Origin of the sequence: Streptomyces sp. NPDC005775, assembly GCF_042871565.1 — a bacterium.
Classification (GTDB): Bacteria; Actinomycetota; Actinomycetes; order Streptomycetales; family Streptomycetaceae; genus Streptomyces.
This window is the reverse complement of record NZ_JBIAIU010000004.1, coordinates 330,424-348,022: the sequence shown is the minus strand read 5'-3', so window position 1 is coordinate 348,022 and position 17,599 is coordinate 330,424. Positions and strand designations below refer to the sequence as shown.

14 protein-coding genes are annotated in these 17,599 nt (G+C 70.5%); 10 read left to right on the top strand and 4 right to left on the bottom strand.

Going from position 1 to position 17,599, the window contains the following annotated elements; translation table 11 throughout:
• Positions 1-5 precede the first annotated feature (5 nt).
• Positions 6-794 (bottom strand): TSUP family transporter, encoded by a 789-nt coding sequence (locus ACFYPA_RS11925; protein WP_359317632.1) that lies wholly within the window; start codon positions 792-794, stop codon positions 6-8.
• A 183-nt stretch (positions 795-977) separates the two neighbouring features.
• Here ACFYPA_RS11925 and ACFYPA_RS11920 point away from each other — a divergent pair, with 183 nt between their 5' ends.
• The 10 genes from ACFYPA_RS11920 (at position 978) to ACFYPA_RS11875 (ending at position 12,229) form a co-directional block, all read left to right on the top strand.
• Complete coding sequence (locus tag ACFYPA_RS11920) at positions 978-2,192, top strand: FAD-dependent oxidoreductase (protein ID WP_359317635.1); 1,215 nt, start codon at positions 978-980, stop codon at positions 2,190-2,192.
• Between the two features lies 1 nt (position 2,193).
• On the top strand, positions 2,194-4,788 hold the full coding sequence (gene nirB / locus ACFYPA_RS11915; RefSeq protein ID WP_389131347.1) for a nitrite reductase large subunit NirB: 2,595 nt from the start codon (positions 2,194-2,196) through the stop codon (positions 4,786-4,788).
• Positions 4,788-5,159, top strand: a complete 372-nt coding sequence (nirD, locus tag ACFYPA_RS11910) for a nitrite reductase small subunit NirD (RefSeq protein WP_389131344.1) — start codon at positions 4,788-4,790, stop codon at positions 5,157-5,159. The genes nirB and nirD overlap by 1 nt, the downstream gene beginning before the upstream one ends.
• Positions 5,160-5,762: 603 nt before the next feature.
• Positions 5,763-6,947 (top strand): ATP-binding protein, encoded by a 1,185-nt coding sequence (locus tag ACFYPA_RS11905; RefSeq protein ID WP_359086396.1) that lies wholly within the window; start codon positions 5,763-5,765, stop codon positions 6,945-6,947.
• Complete coding sequence (locus ACFYPA_RS11900) at positions 6,944-7,798, top strand: roadblock/LC7 domain-containing protein (RefSeq protein ID WP_359351121.1); 855 nt, start codon at positions 6,944-6,946, stop codon at positions 7,796-7,798. The genes ACFYPA_RS11905 and ACFYPA_RS11900 overlap by 4 nt, the downstream gene beginning before the upstream one ends.
• A complete protein-coding gene (locus tag ACFYPA_RS11895; protein WP_359086394.1) occupies positions 7,791-8,174 on the top strand; it encodes a DUF742 domain-containing protein in 384 nt (127 codons plus the stop codon). Before ACFYPA_RS11900 ends, ACFYPA_RS11895 begins: the two co-directional genes overlap by 8 nt.
• A gap of 3 nt (positions 8,175-8,177) precedes the next feature.
• Positions 8,178-8,738, top strand: a complete 561-nt coding sequence (locus ACFYPA_RS11890) for an ATP/GTP-binding protein (protein WP_359086392.1) — start codon at positions 8,178-8,180, stop codon at positions 8,736-8,738.
• A gap of 10 nt (positions 8,739-8,748) precedes the next feature.
• Positions 8,749-10,122 carry a cytochrome P450 gene (locus ACFYPA_RS11885; protein WP_389131340.1) on the top strand — a complete coding sequence of 458 codons (1,374 nt, stop codon included), beginning with the start codon at positions 8,749-8,751 and terminating at the stop codon, positions 10,120-10,122.
• Positions 10,123-10,214: 92 nt separating this feature from the next.
• Complete coding sequence (locus ACFYPA_RS11880) at positions 10,215-11,462, top strand: cytochrome P450 (protein WP_389131337.1); 1,248 nt, start codon at positions 10,215-10,217, stop codon at positions 11,460-11,462.
• On the top strand, positions 11,459-12,229 hold the full coding sequence (locus tag ACFYPA_RS11875) for an enoyl-CoA hydratase/isomerase family protein (protein WP_359351132.1): 771 nt from the start codon (positions 11,459-11,461) through the stop codon (positions 12,227-12,229). Before ACFYPA_RS11880 ends, ACFYPA_RS11875 begins: the two co-directional genes overlap by 4 nt.
• 87 nt (positions 12,230-12,316) lie before the next feature.
• On the opposite strand, the gene ACFYPA_RS11870 is transcribed toward ACFYPA_RS11875, so the two are convergent.
• The 3 genes from ACFYPA_RS11870 to ppdK form a co-directional block, all read right to left on the bottom strand.
• Positions 12,317-12,736: a VOC family protein gene (locus ACFYPA_RS11870; protein WP_359086385.1), complete on the bottom strand. Its 420-nt coding sequence runs from the start codon at positions 12,734-12,736 to the stop codon at positions 12,317-12,319.
• Between the two features lie 156 nt (positions 12,737-12,892).
• Positions 12,893-13,909 carry an ArsR/SmtB family transcription factor gene (locus ACFYPA_RS11865; RefSeq protein ID WP_389131334.1) on the bottom strand — a complete coding sequence of 339 codons (1,017 nt, stop codon included), beginning with the start codon at positions 13,907-13,909 and terminating at the stop codon, positions 12,893-12,895.
• Between the two features lie 714 nt (positions 13,910-14,623).
• The gene (gene ppdK / locus ACFYPA_RS11860; RefSeq protein WP_359086382.1) at positions 14,624-17,335 is read right to left on the bottom strand and encodes a pyruvate, phosphate dikinase; all 2,712 of its coding nucleotides are present in this window, start codon (positions 17,333-17,335) and stop codon (positions 14,624-14,626) included.
• Positions 17,336-17,599: the final 264 nt, after the last annotated feature.

Below are 17,599 nucleotides of genomic sequence, written 5' to 3'. Positions count from 1 at the left end.
GCCGTTCAGGCCTGCCACTGGTCGAAGGCGAGCTTGGCGACCAGCGAGAAGACGACCACCAGCAGCACCCCGCGGACGAACTCGCTGCCCCGGCTCAGCGCCATCCGCGCACCGAACAGGCCGCCCGCCAGGTTGAACACCGCCATCAGCGCGGCCAGCTGCCACATCACGTTGCCCTGGTAGGCGAACATCGCCAGGGCCCCGCCGTTGGTGCAGACGTTGACGATCTTGGCGGTGGCGGAGGCGGTCACCAGGTCGAGGTGCAGCACCGCGGTGAGCGCCAGCACGAGGAAGGTGCCGGTGCCCGGCCCGAACAGCCCGTCGTACAGGCCGATGCCGCCGCCCACCAGGACGATCGCGGTGACCGTACGGGCCCGCGTGACCCGGGGCGCCGTGCCGTCCTCGGCGGACCGGCCGAACTGGGGGCGCAGCATCACGAACGCGGCGACGGCCAGCAGCACCACCATGATCACCGGGCGCAGCACCTCGCTGCTGATCCCGGCGGCGAAGAAGGCACCGGTCATCGATCCGGCGAGTGCCGCAAGACCGATCCGCACCGCCGTGCCGATCTTCACCGGCGCCTTGCGCGCATAGGTGACGGCGGCGCCCGAGGTGCCGACGATGGCGACGGCCTTGTTCGTGCCGAGGATCTGGGCGGCCGGGAGGTGCGGCAGTCCGAGCAGCAGCGCGGGCAGCAGGAGCAGCCCGCCGCCGCCGACCACCGCGTCGATCCACCCGGCCGCGGCCGCGGCGAGGCACAGCACGACGAGGGTGGTCAGGGTTATGTCAGGCATGATCGCGACCCTAGGGAAACGGCATGTGCCGCGTCCAACCGCCGCCGGATTCTTGAGCCGGCTCTGAGCTTGCCGCCGTCGCCCGGGCCTCACAGACGACGTCCGCCGACGCTGAGCGCAAGGTTCCTCCCGGGAAACAGTGGGGATCCGGACGGGTAACACCCTCCCGGCACGCTTCCTGTCATGAGGACACGGACGGAGAACACGGCGCGGGTGGTGGTGATCGGCGCCGGGATGGCGGGCGCACGCCTGGCCGCCCGGGTGCCCGATGTCACCGTCATCGGCGAGGAGTCGCACGCCCCCTACAACCGGGTGCTGCTGGCCGAGGTGCTGGCCGGGCGGTATGCGCCGGACGTGATCGCGCTGCCCCCGGCCGAGGTCAGGCGCGGGGTGCGGGTGGTGCGGATCGACCGGGACGACCGGCTGGTGCACTGCGACGACGGAAGCGTCGTGCGGTACGGACGGCTGGTGCTGGCCACCGGATCCAACCCGGTGCTCCCGCCGCTGCGGGGGCTCGGGAACACGCTGCCGGACGGGGTGCACGCCTTCCGCACCCTCGACGACTGCATGGCGCTGCGCGCCTCGGTGCGGCCGGGGGTGAGCGCGGTCGTCATCGGCGGCGGCCTCCTGGGCGTGTCGGCGGCCCGGGCGCTGGCCGAGTGCGGCGCCCAGGTGGTGCTGGCCCACCAGGGCGAGCACCTCATGGAGCGGCAGCTGGACGCGGAGTCGGCCGCGCTGCTGCGCAGCCATCTGGAGTCCCTGGGCGTCGAGGTGCACACCGAGTGCCGCGTCCGCGGGCTGCGCTGCTCCGACGGTGCGGTCGGGGCCGTGGAGCTCGCCGACGGCTACGAGCTGGCGGCCGAGATCACCGTCCTGGCCTGCGGGGTGCGGCCCCGCACGGGGCTCGCGCAGGCGGCCGGCCTGGAGGTCCGCAAGGGTGTCGTCGTCGACGACGAGCTGCGCACCTCCGACCCGTACATCCACGCCGTGGGCGACTGCGCCGAGCACCGCTCCACCGTGTACGGGCTCGCGGGCCCGGCGCTGGAGCAGGCCGATGTGCTGGCCGAGGTGCTGGCCGGGCGGCCCGCCCGCTACGACGGCACGCGGGCCCTGACCCGGCTGACGCTGAACGGCCCGGCCGACCCCGCTTCCGGATCGCTCGACCTCGCCGCCTTCGGTGACTCCCGGCCGCTGCCCGGCGACGACGTGATCCGGCTGGCGGATGCCACCCGGGGCGCGTACCGGACGGTCGTCGTCCGTGGCGACCGGCTGGCGGGCGGTGTGCTGCTCGGCGATCTCGCCGCGGTCGGCACCCTGGCCCGCACCTGGCAGGACGACGCCCCGCTCCCCGCCGAAACGTCCCTGCTCCACCTGCTCACCAACGACGGAGGCTTCTGAGATGCCGGTGTCCACTTTCCCGACCGCCCACACCTCCACCGCAGCAGCCGCGCCGACCATCGTGGTCGTCGGGCACGGCATGGTCGGCCAGCGCTTCCTGGAGGCCCTCGCCGACCGCGGGCTGACGGCCACCGCGGGCACCGCCCGGGTCGTCGTCCTGTGCGAGGAGCCCCGCGCCGCCTACGACCGGGTGCAGCTGACCTCGTACTTCTCGGGGAAGACCCCCGAGGACCTGTCGCTGGTCGAGCAGGGCTTCATGGAGCGGCACGGCTTCGAGCTGCGGGTCGGCGACCCCGCCGAGTCCGTGGACCGCGAGGCGCGCACGGTCACCGCGCGCTCCGGCGAGACCTTCCGTTACGACACGCTGGTGCTGGCCACCGGCTCCTACCCCTTCGTTCCGCCGGTCCCCGGCAAGGACAGCGAGGGCTGTTTCGTCTACCGCACGATCGAGGACCTGCTCGCGATCGAGGAGTACGCGAAGACGGCGACGACCGGCGCGGTCGTCGGCGGCGGACTGCTCGGCCTGGAGGCCGCGGGCGCGCTGAAGGGTCTCGGCCTCGAGACGCACGTGGTGGAGTTCGCGCCGCGGCTGATGCCGGTCCAGGTGGACGAGGGCGGTGGCGCGGCGCTGCTGCGCACCATCGAGAACATGGGGCTGAGCGTCCACACGGGCGTCGGCACGCAGGAGGTCACCGCGGGCGAGGACGGCTCGGTGAACGGGATGTCCCTCTCCGACGGCTCCTCGCTCGCCACGGACCTGGTGGTCTTCTCGGCGGGCGTACGGCCCCGCGACCAGCTGGCCCGGGACTGCGGACTGGCGGTCGGCCAGCGCGGCGGCGTCATCGTCGACGACGCGTGCCGCACCTCCGACCCGGCCGTCTTCGCGATCGGCGAGTGCGCGCTCGCCTCGGACGGCCGGGTGTACGGCCTGGTGGCGCCCGGTTACGAGATGGCGCAGACGGCCGCCGAGGTCATCGCGGGCAAGGAGGCGGCTTTCACCGGCGCCGATCTGTCGACGAAGCTGAAGCTGCTGGGTGTGGACGTGGCGTCCTTCGGTGACGCCCACGGGACCTCCGAGGGCTGCCTGGACGTCGTGTACGCGGACTCCCGCTCCGGCGTCTACAAGAAGCTGGTGATCGGCCAGGACGGCACGCTGCTGGGCGGGGTGCTCGTCGGGGACGCCGACCAGTACGGCACGCTCCGCCCGATGACGGGTACGGTCCTGCCGGTCGCCCCGGAGCAGCTGGTGCTGCCGGCGGGTGTGGGCGCCCCGGTCACCCTCGGCCCCTCCTCGCTGCCCGACGAGGCCGTGATCTGCTCCTGCCACAACGTCACGAAGGGCGCGATCTGCGAGCACACCACGCTGCCCGAGGTGAAGAAGTGCACCAAGGCCGGCACGGGTTGCGGCAGTTGTGTCAAGGTCATCGGCCAGCTGCTCCCGCAGAGCCAGGACAAGGGCCTGTGCGGCTGCTTCTCGTACACCCGCAGCGAGCTGTACGAGATCGTCCGCACCCTGGAGATCACGTCGTACGCCGAGCTGCTCGACTCGCACGGCCGTGAGGCGGCGCGCGGGGGCGACGGCTGCGAGGTCTGCAAGCCGACGGTGGGTTCGGTCATCGCCTCGCTGGCGCCGACGGTCGGCGCGAGCGGCTATGTGCTGGACGGCGAGCAGGCGGCACTCCAGGACACCAACGACCACTTCCTGGCCAACCTCCAGCGCAACGGCTCGTACTCGATCGTGCCGCGCATCCCCGGCGGCGAGATCACTCCGGAGAAGCTGATCGTGATCGGCGAGGTGGCCCGGGACTTCGGCCTCTACACCAAGATCACCGGTGGTCAGCGGATCGACCTGTTCGGCGCCCGCGTCGACCAGCTGCCGCTGATCTGGACCCGGCTGGTCGACGCGGGCTTCGAGTCGGGGCACGCGTACGGGAAGTCGCTGCGGACGGTCAAGTCCTGTGTGGGTCAGACCTGGTGCCGCTACGGCGTCCAGGACTCCGTGAAAATGGCGATCGACCTGGAGCTGCGCTACCGGGGCCTGCGCTCCCCGCACAAGCTGAAGTCGGCGGTCTCCGGCTGCGCCCGCGAATGCGCCGAGGCCCGCGGCAAGGACTTCGGGATCATCGCCACGGCCGGCGGCTGGAACCTCTACGTGGGCGGCAACGGCGGCGCCACCCCGCGCCACGCGGACCTGCTGGCCCAGGACCTGTCGGACGCCGAACTGGTCCGGCTCATCGACCGCTTCCTGATGTTCTACATCCGCACGGCGGACCGGCTCGAGCGCACCTCGACCTGGCTGGACCGGATCGAGGGCGGCCTGGAGCACGTACGGGACGTCGTCGTCCACGACTCGCTGGGGCTCTGCGACGAGCTGGAGCGGCTGATGGCCGACCACGTGCGCGGCTACCGCGACGAGTGGGCCGAGACCATCAACGACCCGGAGCGGCTGCGCCGCTTCGTCACCTTCGTCAACGCACCCGACGCGCCCGACCCGTCGGTGAAGTTCGTCCCGGAACGCGACCAGGTCAAGCCCGACCTGGACATCCTCGCGGGCCCGGTTCTCGCCATCCGCACTCTTGAAGGGACCGCCTCCTGATGACGACCCAGACGATGAACGGGACGATGGAGACCGCGCAGGACACCCAGGTCATCCGGCTCGCCTCCGGCGGAGACTGGCTGACGGTCTGCGACCGCTCGCTGCTCACGCCGGGGCGCGGCGTCGCCGCCCTGCTCCCGGACGGCCGGCAGGTCGCGCTATTCGTGGACCGGGCGGGGCGTACGTACGCGATCGACAACCGCGACCCGTTCACCGGTGCGTACGTGCTCTCGCGCGGGCTGGTCGGTTCGGACGAGGGGCAGCCGTTCGTCGCCTCCCCGCTGCTGAAGCAGCGCTTCGACCTGGCGACGGGCGCGTGCCTGGACGACGACGAGGTGTCGGTTCCGGTCTTCGAGGTCCGCGCGGACTGAGCGCGGGGGCGCGGGCGCGGCGAGGCGGCCGACCACCGTTCGCGGCCCGTGCGACCAGGGGCACTCCAGGCCGACGCCGAGGGGCGGCCGTCCGAGCGACAGCGCTGGGGCGGCCGCCCCTCAGGCGTTCGGCAGGGGACGGCGGCCCGGCGACGTCACGAGGTCACCCGGCGGATGAGCGACGCGGCGTGACGGCCGCCGCTGATGCGGTGCCGCGCCCGGCCCGCCGGCACAGGTTGTTCACAGCATCCGCACAAGTGAGGAGTTGTCACATCCCTTGCGCGGATCCCCGGGCCCCTGGTGACCGACCGCGGGACGAATACCCGGGCCGACCGCGCCAGAACCGGGGCGGAGCCTTGAACGCGGCAGCACAGGCCGTGCGTTGCCCGCCTCCGCCGCTCCGGCGGCCGTCCGGCGGAACCGGGGCCCGGTGATAGCATCCCCGCATCTGTGATCTTGATCCAATAGGCTCAGATGCTGATGTGCGACCGGCCCCCCTGTCAATCCGCACAACAGTGGCCGCGCCGTGCCGAGCGGCTGCTCGCGGATCCCCGCCAGGTGTGTCCATCGCCGTCCGCACACCATGCGCCGGGAAAGGTTTCCATGACTCAAGACGCACTTGTGTGGTGCTTGGTTGCGGTGGCGGCGATAGCCGTTGTCGCAGCAGTGGTACTCACCGCCCGTAATAGAGCCCTTGGGGCGAAGAAGAAGCAGACCGAGGCCGAGCTGCGGCGCCAGCTGCACACGTCCGACAGTCACCTCCACGTCTCGCGAGCCGAGTTGCACAGGTTCATGAGTCAGCAGGACAGCACCCTGCGGGAGGCCAAGGAGGCCGCGGAGGAGAACACCAAGGCGGTCCTCAAGGGGGCCGCCAGCTTCCTGCAGAGTCTCGCGGCGGAGCAGACGACGCTCCTGGACGGCGTGCAGCGGAAGTACGGCGGTCACGCCGTGCTCAGTGACCTGCTGGAGGTCAACCACGCCAACGCGCAGATGGCGCGCAAGGCGCAGGGCATCGCGGTCATGTGCGGTGCGCCGCTCGGCCGCCGCAACAGGCCCGCCAGCGTCTACGACGTGGTGCGCAGCGCCCAGGGCCAGATCCGTAACTTCCACCGGGTCGCCATCATGCAGCAGACCGGTCTCGCGCTGAAGGCCTCGGCGGTCGCCCCCGTCGCCCTCGCCGTGGCCGAACTGCTTGACAACGCTGCCAGCTTCTCCCAGCAGGACGCACCGATCGAGGTGACGTTCCAGAGGGTCCAGAACAACCTGTGCATCGTCATCGACGACGCCGGTGTCAGCATGAACGACGAAGACCGGCAGCGAGCGACCGAGCTGCTCTCCGGTGATGTCGCCCCGCGTCTGTCGCAGCTCGGGAACCAACCGAAGTTCGGCTTCTCGGTGATCGGCCTGATCGCGCGTCAGTACGGCTTCAAGGTGGACGTCACAGGAGTCTCCCGGTACGGCGGCGTCCGCGCCGTCGTCCTGTTGCCCGAGGAGCTGTGGACCATGGAGGAGACACCGCCGGCCCAAGAGGCCCCCGTCAGCAGCATCCTGCGCAACGAGGCGCGGCCGCAGAGCGGGGCAGCGCGCACGATGCACGGTCTGCCGAAGCGCGGAGCGCGCCAGGCGCCCATCGCGAGTGTGCCCGACCCCGACGCCGACCGGTCTGCCGCACGGGCTGCCGAGGAGAGCGGCCGCACCTCGGGCCGCAGCCTGGGAGCGTTCCAACGCGGCACGCTCTCGGGCCGCAACCTTGACGCCACGTCGCTCGAAGGGTCTGAGGACGTATGAGCGCAGACCTGTCGTGGATGCTCGAGGACATCGTGCGGAACGTGCCCCGGGCGCGGCGCGCCGTCCTGCTGTCCGCGGACGGCCTTCCTCGCGGGGCCACGGAGGGCATGGGTGAGAAGGAACTGCGCACCATCTCCGCCGCCATGGCCGGGATGCAGTCGCTCAGCCGGGCCACGGCTCACTTCGCCGGAACGGAGAAGGACCGCCAGTGGAACCAGACGATCATCGAGTTCTCCCACGGGTGGAGCTTCCTGATCGGAGCGGGGCAGGGCGCCTACCTGGCTGCCGCGGCGGCACCCGATGTGGACATGCAGCAGATCTCCTTCCGCATGCACCGCCTCGTCGCGCGGCTGGGCAACAACCTCACCTCGCCGCCGCGGGTGAGCGCCGAGGAGGACGCCGGTACGCGCAACACCGGTGCGGCCCGGGGCGGAAGCGCGGGCCAGGCGAGTGACTCGGGATTCGTGCTCGCCGAGCTCGACCGGGTGGTCGCCGGTGTGCGCGGCGCCCGGCACGCCGTACTGCTGGGGTCCGACGGGCTGCCCCGGGGGGCGACCAGCGGAATGAGCAGGGACCTGGCGGACACGATCTCCGCCGCGATGACGGGCATTCACGCCTACAGCCGGGTCACCTCCCAGTTCGCGGGTGAGCTGGAGAGCGCCGAATGGCGGCAGACGGTCATCGAGTACCAGCACGGCTGGATCTTCCTGATGGCTGCCGGTTCCGGGGCCTTCCTGGCCGCCGCCGCCGAGCACGACTGCGACATCGAGGAGTTCACCACGCGCCTGCACGAGCTGGTGCCCGGACTGACCACACCGGCCGCACGGAGGGAGGGGGCCGACCATGTCTGACGAGCCGGAGCTGGATCTGGAGCTGACGTCCCCGTTAGTCCCTCTCTTCGTGATCACGAACGGGCGGGCCCTGCCACCGGACCACGAGTACGAACACACCACCCTCGTCATGGCGGCTCAGGACACGTCCGCCGCGTCGCGCACGCTCACCCCGGAGGCGGGTCAGGTCATGGACCTGGTCGCCGAGGGCTTCCTGTCCGTGGCCGAAGTGGCCGGTCACACCCACCTGCCGCTGGGCATCGTGCGCATTCTGCTGGCGCAGCTGGAGGAGGACAGCCTCATCCTGGTGCGAAGGCCCATACCGCGTGCCGAGCGTGTCGACAGAGAACTGGTCAGCGCCGTGCTCGAAGGCCTGAAGAATCGATTCGGAGCGTAACGCGTGCACCTGGATCCACACGTCTCCAACGCGGTGAAGATCCTCGTCGTGGGGCACTTCGGGGTCGGGAAGACCACCTGTATCGGAAGTCTCTCCGAGATCGAGCCGCTGCGGACCGAGGAGGAGATCACCGAGGCCAGCGAGGGCTTCGACGACCTCTCGGGCACACCGCACAAGAAGACCACCACCGTGGCCATGGACTTCGGACGCCTCACACTCAGTGACACGCTCGTGCTGTACCTCTTCGGGACGCCCGGTCAGGAGCGTTTCAAGGAGATGTGGGAGGAGCTGTCCCGGGGGGCGCTGGGCGCGCTGGTCCTGGTCGACCCCGAGCGGCTGCACGAGTCCTTCCCCGTCCTGGACCTGGTCGAGAGCTTCGGCCTGACGTACGCCATCGGGGTGAATCACTTCGAGGGCACCACGGACTACCCGCTCGACGAAGTCCGTGAGGCGCTGAACCTGACGGCCGAGACCCCCGTCGCCAAGTGCGACGTACGGGACGAGAACTCCTCGGCCCAGGCACTCATCACCCTCGTCACCCACCTCATGTCCCTACTCGGCTAGGAGTGCCGGAATGCAACAACCGCTTGGCGCACAGGAGATACCCCCTCCCGGATGCCCCGCCCACGGCAACGTCCCGCTGTACGGGCCCTCGTTCGGGGCCGACCCCGACGGCCACTACGCGTATCTGCGCTCGTTCGGCCTGAGCGCCCCGGTGGACATCGCCCCGGATGTCGAGGTGGAGCTGGTCACCAGCTACGACGCCGCGCTGTACGTACTGCAGAACCCCGCGTCCTTCGTCCGCGACTCGCGCCGCTGGAACGCGCTGAACGAGGGGCGCGTCCCGGCGGACAGCCCGGCGCTCCCCATGATGGGCTACCGCCCCAACGCGCTGTTCAGCGACGGCGCGGCGCACGCCCGGCTGCGCCAGGCGGTGACCGACAGTCTCGCCACGGTCAACGAGACCCAGCTCATCCGGCAGACACAGCAGTCCGCCGACTACCTGATCAGCCGCTTCGGCGCCGAGCCCCGGGGCCAGGCGGAGCTGATGGCCGAGTACGCGCAGCCGCTGCCGCTGCTGGTCTTCAGCAATCTGTTCGGCTGCCCGCCCGAGATCGGCGACCGCGTGATCGCCGGGATCAGCGGCATCTTCGAGGGCACCGCCGGCGCCGATGAGCTGCTGGGCGGGGCGCTCACCGAGCTGATCGCCCTCAAACGGCGGCGTCCGGCGGCTGACCTGACGACCCGCCTGATGGAGCACTCGGCCCAGCTGAGCGACGAGGAGGTGCTGCACCAGCTCGTGACCCTGCTCTCCGGCGGTACCGCACCGCTGACCGCCACCATCGCGACCAGCAGCGCGCTGTACCTCGGCGAGGAGTGGCAGACCGGCCTGCCGGTCGAGGAAGCGGTGGCCCAGACCCTCTGGAACTACGCGCCGATCGCCAACTACGCGGCCCATTACCCCACCCACGACGTCGAGCTCGGCGGCCGGGTGATCCGGGCCAACGACCCGGTCCTGGTCTCCTTCGCCGCGGCCAACACCGACCCCAAGCTGACCGAGCACCGCCAGCAGTTCAGCGCCAAGGCCCACCTGGCGTTCGGAGCGGGCCCGCACGCCTGCCCCGCCAAGGACCCGGCGTTCATGATCGCGGTCACCGCTGTCGAGAGCCTGCTCAACCGGCTGCCCGACATCGAGATGCGCGTCCCGTTCAAGACCCTCGCCTGGGCCCCCACCCCGTGGAGCCGCTCGTTGGTGACCCTTCCGGTCCGCTTCACTCCGCGCGTGGTCCTGTCGGTCGCCGATGCCGCCCATCCTCAGTCGGCGCAGAAGCCCGCCCCGGCCGAACAGCGCACCTCCGCACGGCCCTCGGGCTCGGCGGGCACGTCTGCGTCCCATCAGAAGGGGGGCCTGTTCAGCCGCTTCCTGGCATGGACGAGAGGGGAGTGACCTAAGTAACCTCCTGATTTCTCTGTGTTATTGAATGCTTGAACGATCTTGAGGGTATGCATGGCGGCTGGTTCTAGAAAGGAGCCGCCATCATGAGCGTTGTCACCACGTCGACTGACGAGCGCAGGATGTCTGCCTCGCTGTTCTCCCGCCTGCGGACGGCGGGAGGGCAGGCCGACCCCTTCCCCATATACGGGGAGTTGCTGTCGAGGGGCGAGGTCATCCCCGCCCCTTGGGGCGGCACCGTCGTCACGAGCTTCGCCATGTGCGACCAGGTGTTGCGCAGTCGGGACTGGCTGGAGCCCGACAAACAGTGGCGTGGCAGACAGCCTCCCGGGACGCGGTGGAACGCTTCCTCCTCGCAGGAGATGAGCAACACCCTGGCCGCGCTCAATCCCCCGGATCACACCCGGGCCCGCCGGGCCGCCGGTACGTTCGACCGGTCCACCGTGGAGCAGATCAGCCGGACGGTGACCGCCACGACCGCCCGGCTTCTGGACACCTTCTCGGAGCGGCTGCGCGACGGGGAGGCGGACTTCGCCGCCCTGGTGGGCGAGGAACTCCCGGTCGCCACCATCGGTGGCTGGCTCGGCCTGCCGGCTGCCGACTGGCCCCGCCTGCGGCACCTGACCCATGACCAGGTCTTCACGCAGGAACTGCTGCCCTCGGCCAGCCAGCTGGCCGCGTCGGACGCGGCCACCGCCGAACTGCGCGCCTACTTCACCGCTCTGGTGCGCGAGCGCCGCGCCCACCCGGGCGATGACCCCGTGTCCCGCTGGACAAGGACGTGGGACGCCATGGAACCCGACCGCGACAAGGCCGACGAGGCGGTCTACTTCCTGGTTCTGTTTGTCCTCCTGGCCGCCCTGGAGACCACGTCCCAGCTCCTCACGACCATGACGCTCCTGCTCGTCGAGCGCCCGGACCGCTGGGACATGGTCGCCGAACGGCCGGACTCGGTGCCCGCGTTCGTGGAGGAGACCCTGCGTTACGACCCGCCCACCCATGTGATCAGCAGGGTCGCCGCCGAGGACCGCGTCCTGGGCGGAAGGGAGATACGCAAGGACGAGATGGTCCACCTCATGGTGGGGGCCGCACACCGCGACCCGGCCCGGCACAGCGACCCCGACCGCTTCGACCTCCGGCGCAAACCCGCCCACCTGGCCTTCAGCGGAGGCATCCACTACTGCCTGGGCGCTCCGCTGGCCCGGCTGGAGGCCCAGATACTTCTCCGTCACATCGTTCGACGCCTTCCCCGCCTCGCTCTGGTGCGCCGCCCCTCCATGGCGCCCCGGGTGGCGTTCCGGCGCCTGCTGAACTTGGATGTCGCCCTCGCATGACCGAAACAGCCCGTACCCCCACCAGACCCTTCCGCAAGGCGATACGCGTCGACCAGGAAGGTCCCGTCCTCCATGTGCGCCTCAACCCCTACGAGCAGGACGACGTCCTGGGCGTCGCCGTTCTCGACGAGCTCCTCCTGCTCCTCGACGACCTGCATGAACGCCCGGACATCCGGATCCTGACCCTGTCCTCCCTGGGCAGGGACTTCTGCCTGGGCGCGGACCGCAACGAGTACCAGGCAGCGGTCACCGCGGATCCCAGCGGCGCAGGACTGCGGCGCATGGCGGACAAGGCCCACCGCCTGTGCCAGGCCCTGGAGAACACCCACGCGGTCACGATCGCCCGGCTGCACGGCCGCGTGATCGGCGCCGGGCTCGCCCTCGCCTCGTTCTGCGACCTGCGCGCTGGTGCGGACACCTGCCGCTTCCGCATGCCGGAGGTCGGCGTCGGGCTCCCGCCCGCCTGGGGAGGGGCGATGGGCCGCCTGGTCTCCGAGGCCGGGGCCGCCAGGATCCGCGAGCTCATGCTCACCTGCGACGTGTTCGACGCCCCCACCGCCCACCGCATCGGCCTCCTCCACAAGACCGCCCCGCTCGACCGGCTGGACGAGGTCGTCGCCGCGTGGACGCGGCCGCTCGTCCGCCGCTCCCCCGAGGCCCTGATCCTGACCAAACGCATGCTGGCGGGATACGCCCGGGCCGACCGGACGGCAGACGCCTCACTGCTCGACTCCCATCTGCTCGCCGCCCACATCAGCCCCCGCTGAGACCACGCCGGAAGCCGGGCAGGGAACCACCGCCTCCGTGCCCGGCCGCGCGGCCCCCGTACAGGCGCCGTGCGGCCTCCGCCGCCGTCAGTCGGACCGGCCACCGGCCTCCACCGCCGCCGGGTCCATCCACACGACCTCCCAGATGTGGTGGTCGGGGTCCTGGAAGGAGCGGCCGTACATGAAGCCGAGGTCCTGGGTCTCGTTGGCCGGCGACCCGCCGGAGGCGAGGGCCGTGTCCGCCAGCTCGTCCACCTTCTCGCGGCTGTCGGCGCTCAGCGCCAGGATCACCTCGGTGTGCGTCGAGGCGTCCGTGATCTCCTTCTTGGTGAAGTCCTTGAAGCGCGGCTCCTCCAGGAGCATGGCGAAGATCGTGTCGCTGATGACGAGGCAGGCGGTGTGCTCGTCGCTGAACTGGGGGTTGAAGGAGTAGCCCAGCTTGCCGAAGAAGCCCTTGGTCGTCTCCAGGTCCTTGACCGGCAGGTTCACGAAGATCATCTGAGGCATGGCCGTCTCGCTCTCTCGGTGGTGTCCTCCGTGCGCTTCTCGCACGCGCTTACGACGGGTAGACGCCGGGGCCGCCGGAAACTCATCGGCGCCGGACGACAAAGCCCTTCCGCGCGGCGCCGCGCGGAAAACCCTCCCGGTCCCCCGTCCAGCGGTTCAGGACACGGCGAGCGGCGCCCCGCCCCTCAGCAGCGAGCCGCCCAGCGGGGTGAGCGTGTGCAGGACCGAGCTGCCGTGGCGCAGGGTGTGCACCAGGCCCGCCTCGCGCAGCACGCAGGCGTGCTGGCTGGCCGATGCGAGGGACACCCCGGCGCGGCGGGCGAGCTCGCTGGTCGTGCAGCCGTCGCCTATGACCCTCAGCACCGTCGACCGGGTGTTCCCGAGCAGCCGGCCGAGCCAGGGGCCCGGTTCGGCGAAGGCCGGGGCCGCGGCGTGGGTGACCGGGTAGACGAGCACCGGTGGCAGCAGCGGGTCGCGGTAGACGACGGGGGTGCCCCGGCAGAAGAACGACGGCTGGAGGAGCAGGCCGCGGCCGTCCAGGTGGAGTTCGCGGTCGACCGGGTAGTCGGCCTCCAGTACGGGCGCCCGCCAGCGGATCACGGGCGGGAGCGAGGCCAGCAGTTCCTCGGCGCCGCCGTCCAGGAGGGCGCGCCCGCGAAGGGCGCGGTCGGCCTCGACGCTGGCCTGGACGTGCGGCCAGTACGGCTCGACGGCGGCCCGGTGGTAGGCGCGCAGGGCCCCGATGAGCCGGCCCAGGGGCTCGGCGCGCCCCTCCCCCAGTGCCTCCAGCGCCACGGGCCGGACCGCCCGCCTCGCCACGCCGCGGCCGCCGGCCGCCGCCTGGGCGCCCAGCACCGCCAGATCGGCCCGCAGGCGGTCGGGCGGGGTGTCGCGCAGGGCTTCCATTGCCGTGGTGAGGTCCATCGGTTCGGCGCCTTCCTGAGAAGGCGTCAGGAAGTCCGGGAAATAGCCGCGCGGTGGAACCACGGAGGACAGCAGGCGTACTTCACCATTCAACCGCGACCGCGCTTCGGAGCGCCATTTCCCGAACACCATGGAGGCCCGCCGGTCTCTCAGCCGGTGAAAGCTGAGAATGGTCTCCCATAAGGCGTCCGGCCCGGTGGCCATCCGCACCTTGGAAAGGTCCCATCCGGAGACATGGATACGCAGCACCGAACCCCCACTCCTTGCACCTGCAATTGCCCCCGCGACAGAGTATGCGAAGGGTAACTGCACGTCACCACGGAGTTTCGGCCAGAGGTGAAACGTCTCGCCCCGACCCACCGTCACCCGAAAGGCTGTACGACGTCGGGTGCGATTCCGGAGCCACCGGAAGAGCGGGTGAAGGCCGTGGGGGGTTTTGCTCGCTCGGCGGCGGTTGGTGACGGTGCGGCTCCGCACTCGACGGGGTATGAGGGCCCGGTCATTGGGGGGTGGGTGAAGGAGCGGCGCCGGGTGCGTGCAGCTGCAAGGCGGAGGATTGAAGCATGGCGGAGCCATGGTGATTGACGACAACGCCACAGATGCGCGTGCCCGGCACCGCGACGCCACCCCCCAATGGCCGGGCCCTCCAAGCCGGGTGCGGCCCATGGGTGGGGATCCATGGGCCGCACCCCGGTCCCGTCCCCCTCCATCTCTTTGCGTATTAAACGAAGCAATGGACTGCCGGGCATGAACTGCCGGTGAATGCAGAAAGCGCTCACATTCCGGCGATCGCCCTGCGGGAGGTGCCACTCCCGTGAAGCGGTTACGGCAACCCGTGAACATGACAAGGCGGCGGCACCCCCGCACAGGGTGCCGCCGCCTCAGGGAATTCCGGGGCCGCCGCCGGACCGATGAGGGTCGTCCGGTCCTGCGGCAGCCCGCGGAATCAGTGGTCCTCCCGCCTCAGCGGCTGTCGCTGCCCCGCGACTCCGCGGCCGCCCTGCCTGCTTCCAGGCGGGCCACCGGAATGCGGAACGGCGAGCAGGAGACGTAGTCCAGGCCCACCTCGTGGAAGAAGTGCACCGACTCGGGGTCTCCGCCGTGCTCGCCGCAGACGCCGAGCTTCAGGTCGGGACGGGTCGCCTTGCCGGCCGCGACCGCGCTGCGTACCAGCGAGCCCACGCCGTCCTTGTCGATCGTCTCGAACGGCGACACCCCGAAGATGCCCTTCTCCAGGTACGCGGTGAAGAACGAGGCCTCCACGTCGTCGCGGGAGAAGCCCCACACCGTCTGGGTCAGGTCGTTGGTGCCGAAGGAGAAGAACTCCGCGGCCTCGGCGATCTGACCGGCGGTCAGCGCGGCGCGCGGCAGCTCGATCATCGTGCCGATCTTCAGCTTGAGGTTCGTGCCGGTGGCGGCCTGGACCTCGGCGATGACGCGGTCGGCCTCCTCGCGGACGATCTCCAGCTCCTGGACCGTACCGACGAGCGGGATCATGATCTCCGCGCGCGGGTCGCCCTTGGCGTTCTTGCGCTCGGCGGCGGCCTCGGCGATCGCCCGCACCTGCATGGCGAACAGACCGGGGATGACCAGGCCGAGCCGGACCCCGCGCAGACCGAGCATCGGGTTCTGCTCGTGCAGCTTGTGCACGGCCTGCAGCAGGCGCAGGTCGTTCTCGTTGGCGTCCTTGCGGGACTCCGCGAGCGCCACCCGGACCGAGAGCTCGGTGATGTCCGGCAGGAACTCGTGCAGCGGCGGGTCCAGCAGCCGTACGGTGACGGGCAGTCCGTCCATCGCCTCGAAGAGCTCGATGAAGTCGGCCTTCTGGAGCGGCAGCAGCTGCTCCAGGGCCGTCTCGCGCTCCTGGTCGGTGTCGGCCAGGATCAGTTTCTCGACCATCTCGCGGCGCTCACCGAGGAACATGTGCTCGGTGCGGCACAGCCCGATGCCCTGGGCGCCGAAGCGGCGGGCCCGCAGGGCGTCCTCCGCGTTGTCCGCGTTGGCCCGTACCCGCAGCCGGCGCACCCGGTCCGCGTACGCCATGATCCGGTGCACGGCGGCGACCAGCTCGTCGGCGTCGTCGGCGCCCGCGTGCATCCGGCCCTCGAAGTACTCGACGACCGGCGACGGCACGACGGGGACCTCGCCGAGGTACACCTTGCCGGTCGAACCGTCGATGGAGACGACGTCACCCTCCTCGATGACCCGCCCGCCCACCGTCATCCGGCGGCGCTTGGTGTCGACCTCCAGATCCTCCGCGCCGCAGACACAGGTCTTGCCCATGCCGCGGGCGACGACGGCCGCGTGCGAGGTCTTGCCGCCGCGCGAGGTCAGGATGCCCTCGGCGGCGATCATGCCGTCCAGGTCGTCCGGGTTGGTCTCACGGCGGATGAGGATGACCTTCTCGCCGGAGCGGGACCACTTGACCGCGGTGTACGAGTCGAAGACGGCCTTGCCGACCGCGGCGCCCGGCGACGCGGCGATGCCGCGGCCGATCCGCTCGGTCTTCGCCTCGTCGTCGAAGCGCGGGAACATCAGCTGCGCGAGCTGCGCGCCGTTGACGCGCTGGAGCGCCTCGGCCTCGTCGATGAGCCCCTGGTCGACTAGCTGGGTGGCGATCCGGAAGGCGGCACCCGCGGTGCGCTTGCCGACCCGGGTCTGGAGCATCCACAGCTGGCCGCGCTCGATCGTGAACTCGATGTCGCAGAGGTCCTTGTAGTGGGTCTCCAGCGTTTCCATGATCTGCATCAGCTGGTCGTACGACTTCTTGTCGATGGACTCCAGCTCGGCGAGCGGCACGGTGTTGCGGATGCCGGCCACCACGTCCTCGCCCTGCGCGTTCTGCAGGTAGTCGCCGTACACGCCCTGGTGGCCGCTGGCCGGGTCACGGGTGAACGCGACACCCGTACCGGAGTCGGGGCCGAGGTTGCCGAAGACCATGGAGCAGACGTTGACCGCGGTGCCGAGGTCGCCGGGGATGCGCTCCTGGCGGCGGTAGAGCTTGGCCCGGTCGGTGTTCCACGAGTCGAAGACCGCCTTTATGGCCAGGTCCATCTGCTCGCGCGGGTCCTGCGGGAAGTCGCGTCCGGCGTCCCGGGTGACGATCTTCTTGAACTGCTTGACCAGCTTCTTCAGGTCGGCCGCGTCGAGGTCCACGTCGACGGTGACGCCCTTGGCGTCCTTCGCGCCCTCCAGCGCCTCCTCGAAGAGGTCGCCGTCGACCCCGAGGACGGTCTTGCCGAACATCTGGATCAGACGGCGGTAGGAGTCCCACGCGAACCGCTCGTCGCCGGACTGGGCGACGAGACCGACGACCGAGGCGTCGGAGAGGCCGATGTTGAGGACCGTGTCCATCATGCCGGGCATCGAGAACTTGGCGCCGGAGCGGACGGAGACCAGCAGCGGGTCGTCGGCCTGGCCGAGCTTCTTGCCCATCCGGGCCTCGAGGGCGTCGAGGTGCGCACTCACCTCGTCGCGCAGCGCGGCCGGCTCCTCACCGCTGTCGAGGTAGACCTTGCAGGCCTCGGTGGTGATGGTGAAACCCGGAGGGACGGGGAGGCCGAGGTTGGTCATCTCGGCGAGGTTGGCACCCTTCCCGCCGAGAAGGTCCTTCAGTTCCTTGTTGCCCTCGGTGAAGTCGTAGACGAACTTCTGAAGGTCTTCGTTTTCCGACACGAGTCTCGACTCCTCGACGACGCGGTGGCTGCCCTGACGGCGAGGAACATACCCAGATCGAAGGTGCCTGGGGAGGTCCACTTGCGCGTCATGCGGCCTCAACCACCCGTCCGCCAGCAGATCGAAAGTATCCCCGGGGCGCGCCCGCTTCTGGGGCATGTTCAAGTCCTGTACGCATGACTACGGAGAGCGCGCACGGGGCGGACACTCGGAGACGGTGAGTAGCGGAAATGATCGATCGATCAAAGTGAGGGCACCTGGCAC

Coding starts and splice junctions, on each gene's coding strand:
- ACFYPA_RS11925 (WP_359317632.1), bottom strand. CDS start 794: ATGCCTGACATAACCCTGACCACCCTCGTCGTGCTGTGCCTCGCCGCG.
- ACFYPA_RS11920 (WP_359317635.1), top strand. CDS start 978: ATGAGGACACGGACGGAGAACACGGCGCGGGTGGTGGTGATCGGCGCC.
- nirB (WP_389131347.1), top strand. CDS start 2,194: ATGCCGGTGTCCACTTTCCCGACCGCCCACACCTCCACCGCAGCAGCC.
- nirD (WP_389131344.1), top strand. CDS start 4,788: ATGACGACCCAGACGATGAACGGGACGATGGAGACCGCGCAGGACACC.
- ACFYPA_RS11905 (WP_359086396.1), top strand. CDS start 5,763: ATGACTCAAGACGCACTTGTGTGGTGCTTGGTTGCGGTGGCGGCGATA.
- ACFYPA_RS11900 (WP_359351121.1), top strand. CDS start 6,944: ATGAGCGCAGACCTGTCGTGGATGCTCGAGGACATCGTGCGGAACGTG.
- ACFYPA_RS11895 (WP_359086394.1), top strand. CDS start 7,791: ATGTCTGACGAGCCGGAGCTGGATCTGGAGCTGACGTCCCCGTTAGTC.
- ACFYPA_RS11885 (WP_389131340.1), top strand. CDS start 8,749: ATGCAACAACCGCTTGGCGCACAGGAGATACCCCCTCCCGGATGCCCC.
- ACFYPA_RS11880 (WP_389131337.1), top strand. CDS start 10,215: ATGAGCGTTGTCACCACGTCGACTGACGAGCGCAGGATGTCTGCCTCG.
- ACFYPA_RS11875 (WP_359351132.1), top strand. CDS start 11,459: ATGACCGAAACAGCCCGTACCCCCACCAGACCCTTCCGCAAGGCGATA.
- ACFYPA_RS11870 (WP_359086385.1), bottom strand. CDS start 12,736: ATGCCTCAGATGATCTTCGTGAACCTGCCGGTCAAGGACCTGGAGACG.